At 34.9% G+C, this 4995-nt stretch carries 7 protein-coding genes; 4 read left to right on the plus strand and 3 right to left on the minus strand.

Going from position 1 to position 4995, the window contains the following annotated elements:
- The 3 genes from CG11_RS28625 to CG11_RS28635 all read left to right on the plus strand — a co-directional run.
- Nucleotides 1-753 (plus strand): site-specific integrase (locus CG11_RS28625; protein ID WP_052600336.1); only part of this gene is annotated, 753 nt, incomplete at its 5' end.
- A gap of 521 nt (nucleotides 754-1274) precedes the next feature.
- The gene (locus tag CG11_RS28630) at nucleotides 1275-2309 is read left to right on the plus strand and encodes an RHS repeat domain-containing protein (RefSeq protein ID WP_081909686.1); all 1035 of its coding nucleotides are present in this window, start codon (nucleotides 1275-1277) and stop codon (nucleotides 2307-2309) included.
- Between the two features lie 11 nt (nucleotides 2310-2320).
- Entirely contained in the window at nucleotides 2321-2746 is a 426-nt protein-coding gene (locus tag CG11_RS28635; protein ID WP_052600338.1) for a hypothetical protein, read from the plus strand.
- A 701-nt stretch (nucleotides 2747-3447) separates the two neighbouring features.
- Here the strand turns inward: CG11_RS28635 and CG11_RS28640 are convergent.
- From CG11_RS28640 to CG11_RS28650, 3 genes are read right to left on the minus strand one after another with little or no spacing between them, the layout of a single operon-like run.
- Nucleotides 3448-3750 carry a type II toxin-antitoxin system RelE/ParE family toxin gene (locus tag CG11_RS28640; RefSeq protein WP_052600339.1) on the minus strand — a complete coding sequence of 101 codons (303 nt, stop codon included), beginning with the start codon at nucleotides 3748-3750 and terminating at the stop codon, nucleotides 3448-3450.
- Nucleotides 3747-3992, minus strand: coding sequence for a hypothetical protein (locus CG11_RS28645; protein WP_052600340.1), 246 nt, complete (start codon nucleotides 3990-3992; stop codon nucleotides 3747-3749). The genes CG11_RS28640 and CG11_RS28645 overlap by 4 nt, the downstream gene beginning before the upstream one ends.
- An 18-nt stretch (nucleotides 3993-4010) precedes the next feature.
- Entirely contained in the window at nucleotides 4011-4340 is a 330-nt protein-coding gene (locus CG11_RS28650; protein ID WP_052600341.1) for a helix-turn-helix domain-containing protein, read from the minus strand.
- Between the two features lie 163 nt (nucleotides 4341-4503).
- On the opposite strand from CG11_RS28650, the gene CG11_RS28655 reads away from it, so the two are divergent.
- The coding region (locus CG11_RS28655; protein ID WP_197044009.1) for a toprim domain-containing protein at nucleotides 4504-4995 on the plus strand (492 nt) is incomplete at its 3' end.

The following is a 4995-nucleotide window of genomic DNA, read 5'->3' on the forward strand; positions in this document are numbered from 1 at the left end:
ATTAACTATATCAATACTCAAAGAAAAACACAAAATCCAAGTTCTATTAATCGTATTTTACAGAGCATTAAAAAGTATTATAACTACTTAGTAGATCGTGAATTAAGAGAAGATAATCCAGCACAGTTTATCAATTTAAAAGATGCTAAAAGAAGAGATAATGGCGTTCAGAAACGGCTTTTATCTTCAACTGAATTGCAGCAGCTTTGGCAACACTTTTTAGATAAAAAATACCGTTATAAACTCCTTAGAAATAGAAATCTATCTATGATAAGTTTGCTTTTGTTCCAAGGCTTGCGAGGTGGAGAGATCAAACGTTTATTGCTTGAAAATATAAACTTGGAGCAAACACAAATCTACATCCCAAAAAGCGACAACAGCAGGGCAAGAACCTTAGCTTTGCAGCCTTGTCAAATCTTACCGTTGTATCAATATATGTATCAAGATAGAATCGAGCTGTTAAAAGGAGATAATAAAGAAAAAGCTTTGTTTATCAGTAAGCTAGGCAGGGCAGACAATGGAGAAACTTTACATTATTTAATAGAATCGAATCGTCCTATTATCCAAGGAAAAACCATCAATCCTAAGACGATTAGAATGAGTGTGATAGCGGAGCAGTTTAAGCAAGGAAAGAGCTTGCAAGAGGTCCAATACTTTGCAGGGCATCGTTATCCAAGCAGTACCGAGCGTTATAAATCCAATCATTTACAAGCCTTGCAACAAGGCATTTTAAAGCATCATCCCTTGAAATGATCTTTTAATTTTTGGCAGGCGTAGGGAGGGAAAAGAGCGAATGCCACGACTGACAGAAATTAAAACTTATAGCCGACAAGGCTATAAAAAAACGAGGACAAAAGTCCTGCAAGGCTGAACGTACCGTAAGCGTATGGAGCGACTAGTGCTAGACAGGAAAGTAGTAAATTACTACGATGGATAGCCACATTTTTTATGCAAGTGTTAGCGCAGCTAGGCGGCTCCCAAAGCGGTACGCATACTAGGCTAGTGGAGTGCTTGTATTTTTCTTTTTTCAAATGAAAGTATAAGGATGAGAACTAGCAGGACGAGGAATAGGTAAGCCCAGAGCTGTGACAGACAGAGCGACTAGCGAAGGATATTTTAAATACTGGCGCAGCTATGGAGAGCAACTTCTGACGAGACCTACCACTTTCCCTTTTTTATAAAAATGTAAGCAAATGTAAAACAATGTAAATAGCTTATTATTTTCAAATGAAAATAGTATCTATTGAAAGAAAAAGCTATATCTTTAAAGCTGTATAGAGCGTGCCAAAAGGGTATGCAGAGGGCTTAAAAAAAGTTGCACAGAGTATGACCGTTACGGGTTTAATGGAAAAGAAAATGATAAGGAATGGGGGAACCAATTGATACAGGATTATGGGTTCCGTCTTTACAATCCTGCTATTGCTAAATTCCTTAGTGTTGATCCATTAGCACCTAATTATTCTTATCTAACACCTTATGCTTTTGCAGAAAATAGTGTTGTTAAATATATCGATTTAGATGGTTTGGAGAAAGCAGAAGAACCTGGCTTTTTTGAATCGTTTTTTGTTACAACAATCAAAGGAGTTGGAAGTACGTTTTCATATATCAATAATAATCCTGCTCATGCAGGTTATTCTGTTAAACCACAAAAAATAACTAAAGAGCAGATAGAGGCTTATTCTATTGATTGGTCTAAAGAATTAGATCCATATTACCAAATAGAAAGTTTTGCAGAAGGAGGAGTTAAAGGAATAATCGGGCTTTATGAATTTGGAGAGGGAATATATGAAGGAGATGGAGCAAAAACAGCAAGAAATTTACCTGCATTTTTGAGTATCACCCCAGCAGGAAAAGTTGTTGGAGGTTTAAAGGGAGCTGTAGGTAGTATTGTTAGAAAATCTGCTGGAGGAGCATCTAATTATATAAAGCATTTAGCTTATGAATCAAGAAAGACAACTAGTTTTGGATTTAATCCACTTAGGTCAAAGTCAGGGAGATTTACAGAACCAACATTGCCTAAGAAAAAGGTTGTTGAAGAGAATGGAGTAATTTTAGAACATTATTATAAGAGTAACGACCATTATGAAGGTCATCTTCACGTGATAGATAAAAGTGATCCTAGTGGGAAAACTACAATTGGATCAGGGGGGGAAGTTATTGAAGGTACGTTAAGTACTAAAGCAAAAGATGTTATTAAGAATAATAGAACTTGGATAAATAGATCAGTAAAAAAAATAAATAAATGGTTGAAATTTCATAATCCAAGTACAATAAAGGGTGTAGAAAAGCCACCATTAAAAGATTTGTAAATTACAATACTATGATTACCATTATTACACAGGAAAATTGTGTGTCAGGAGTTTTTTCAGATAAATCTAAAGCTTTACAGTATTTAGATTCCAATAAAAAGAATAAGAAATTTAATACTTCTAATTATAATGTTGAAGTTACTGACATAGAAAATTATCCTTTTTATATTATTGAGAATGTAAAAACTAATAAATTTACATTTGAAAACTGTAAGGCTAAGGTATATCAAATGATTCTTGATTTTGAAAGAAACGAAAAAGAACATGAAGATGATAATTATGCTAATATATATATAATTAGAAAGGATTATTATCCTAAAACATTTTTGGGTGATTATATGGGAAGTCTTGAGCATATACATTTTAGTGATTCTCAACTTGAAATTGCTAAAGAGATGGGAGGCTCTTATTTGATTGCTGTTTTTGGAGATAATTAGAAAAATAAGGTATTCCACCAAGAGAGTAGCGATCTAGTATTGCGCCAGTAGCTGAAAAAGCTACCAGTCACTAGCCGTTCCATCTGTCACAGTACTAGGCTTTACTATTCGGTGTCATGGCGGTTCTCGTCCTTATAGCCTCGGCGTAGCATCCTTGTCAGGTTCACTCCACCATATAGCCACTGGCTATATGCCCTTCGGGTACGTTCGTTCATGTTATAAGCACTCCACCGCCCTAGTGTGTGTACCTTGTAGGAGCTGTCAGGCTGCGTATTTTTTTCAATTAAAATAAAATTATTGGTAAATACTTGCATAAAAAATCCCCTTCGGCTGCTAGCTGAAGGGGCATCTTTTCAAGTTCACTCCACCAAATAGCCACTGGCTATTTGCCCCTTTGGGGTACGTTCGTTCATTATGTAGTGCTCTATCGCTGTGATCACAGCTTTCCTATAGCACACCTGTCACTCCCTACACTTACAGTACATACAGCCTGTAAGGCTTTCGTTCACGTTTTTTTTGCTATGCCTTTGTGCTTGAGTAGCACAAGCTCTCTCATGCTTGTTGCTACGTGATGGAATAGGAATAGTCAGATTTGTTCGTTATCACTCCCAAAATCTGAACATCAAAAATGGTTGTTTGGGACGTTACCCAAACAACCATTTTTGATGAATCGGCTTGTGCCTTAAAGTTGTAAAGAATATTTAATTATCGAAGTCTAAATCTTTATCAGGATTAATAGGTTTTTTAAAACTACAAATTCTTAAAATCATTAATAAATACTCTGCCACGGCATGATAAATGATACGATAATTATCAGCGCCTACTTGACGAATGTTCTCATCTTCTAACTCTGGAACTGGTCGTCCTCGTAGGGGTTGTTTTTTGAGGCTGTCAATTCGGTCAGCAATAATTTTTCTTTGTTTACTTCTTGGAGAGTAGTATTCGCTCATCTCCTCTAAATCTTCTTTCGCTTTTTTAGTATACTTTATCGTAACTTTTTTCATTTAAAAAATTTATTTTTTATCTCTTCCTCTGAATAAACTTCTCCATTTTTTGCTTGCTCTAAAGCTTCTTTGACCCCTTCAATTTCATCTTGTGTTAAAGGAGGAAGTTCTTCTATTTTTTTGCTGTCAGAAGCAGCTAAGATGCCATCTAGAAAATCTGAAACACGTTGTAATAAAGTGTCGTTTTCTAAACTTTCAAGTTTAGATATTAGGCTTTGTAACTGAATATTTGTGTTTGCCATAATTTAAAATAATTAATACTAGGAATAAGCTTGTTTAGCTTTGAAGTCTCTAATTGACATATCAATAAAGAAAAACAATTTGTCTTGAATCTCTTTAGGTAATTTTTGCAATTCGACTACTTTATTTAAAACACTTGGATCTAATTCTAGTTCCGTTTTACCAACTAAATAATCAAGCGAGACTTCTAATAGATTAGCTAATTTTGTAGCTACATCAATAGAAGGCTTCATTTCATCACGCTCATAACGACCAATAGCAGGACCTTTAGTATTGAGTGCTTTAGCGACATCACTTTGTGAAAGACCTTTCTTTTTGCGTGCTTGTAATAATCTTTTTCCGAAACTCATACGTTTTAGTTGAAACTTATAATCAATGATTTATGTAAAAGTACGAAACATTAATGTTCTTTCAAAATCAAAAACCTTTTAAAAATTAAATAGTATTCGTTCTACAATATTTTTTTTTCAAAAGAAAATATCAGCGCTGATAGGCTCGTCAAAACCTATCGAAATGACAATAGATCAAATTTGGAAAGCCTTAAAATTGAGCTTGAGCAAGCACGCTAAATCAAGAGGTTTAAGTACAGGAAATGTGGGCTATCATAGCGGAAAACTTTCTAAAAGTAAGTTAGCAGAGCAAGCCAAATTAGTCGGCTTAATTACAAAAGAGAATAAATCTTGGGCGAGCAATAGCTTAATTTATCCCCTTAAAAATAGGCTTGGTCAAGTGGTCAGTTTTTATGGCAGAAGTTTGACCAATGGTCATTTTTACCAGTTGGGTAGATGTGGTTTATATCCTTGTTATCCAAGCAAAAGGGCAAAACGAATTATACTAACAGAAAGTATTATTGATGCAGCAAGTTTGTTAGAAATCAATGCTTTAAAAGACTTTGAAGTTTTAGCCTTATATGGAACAAATGGATTTACTGGAGCACATAAAAAGGCATTGGAAAGCTGCGGAGATTTAGAAGAAATCATCTTGTTATTGGATGGCGACGAGGCA

Source organism: Aureispira sp. CCB-QB1 (assembly GCF_000724545.1).
Taxonomy (GTDB): Bacteria; Bacteroidota; Bacteroidia; order Chitinophagales; family Saprospiraceae; genus Aureispira.

What these genes read in the sequence shown, in the direction of transcription:
- CG11_RS28640 (WP_052600339.1), bottom strand. Translation starts at nt 3,750, where the DNA reads ATGAAAAAAGTTACGATAAAGTATACTAAAAAAGCGAAAGAAGATTTA.
- CG11_RS28645 (WP_052600340.1), bottom strand. Translation starts at nt 3,992, where the DNA reads ATGGCAAACACAAATATTCAGTTACAAAGCCTAATATCTAAACTTGAA.
- CG11_RS28635 (WP_052600338.1), top strand. Translation starts at nt 2,321, where the DNA reads ATGATTACCATTATTACACAGGAAAATTGTGTGTCAGGAGTTTTTTCA.
- CG11_RS28650 (WP_052600341.1), bottom strand. Translation starts at nt 4,340, where the DNA reads ATGAGTTTCGGAAAAAGATTATTACAAGCACGCAAAAAGAAAGGTCTT.